At 62.9% G+C, this 466-nt stretch carries 1 protein-coding gene; it reads left to right on the top strand.

Features of this window, described 5'->3' with window-relative positions; translation table 11 throughout:
* A partial coding sequence (locus JWG43_RS18045) for a putative PEP-binding protein (protein ID WP_371925222.1) occupies positions 1–466 on the top strand: 466 nt, incomplete at both ends.

Raw genomic sequence — 466 nt, 5'->3', positions numbered from 1 at the left:
TCCGCTACCCCAGCCTGGAGGTGATGATAGAGGTGCCCTCCGCCCTCTACATCCTGCCGGAGATGGCCCCCCTCATCGACTTCTGGTCGGTGGGCAGCAATGACCTGACCCAGTATCTGCTGGCGGTGGATCGCAACAATGCCCGGGTCGCCAGCATCTATGACGCATTCCATCCCGCGGTGATCCGCGCCCTGCAACTGCTAGTCGATGCCTCCCATCGCTACCAGAAGCCGCTCTCGGTCTGTGGCGAACTGGCCGGGGATCCGGTCGGCGTGCTGCTGCTGCTGGCCATGGGCTATCGCCGTTTCAGCATGAACACCCACAACATCTCCCGCATCAAGTACGTGCTGCGTCAATCCGATCTCGGCGAGCTGAAGGCGCTGATGGCAGATGGCCTCAAGCACGACAATCCCCACGTGCTCCGTGGCCTGTTTGCCCGCTACCTGGAAGAGCACGGTCTGGGCGG

Origin of the sequence: Desulfobulbus alkaliphilus (genome assembly GCF_016918545.1) — a bacterium.
Classification (GTDB): Bacteria; Desulfobacterota; Desulfobulbia; order Desulfobulbales; family Desulfobulbaceae; genus Desulfobulbus; species Desulfobulbus alkaliphilus.
This window is presented reverse-complemented; position numbering and strand designations above follow the sequence as displayed.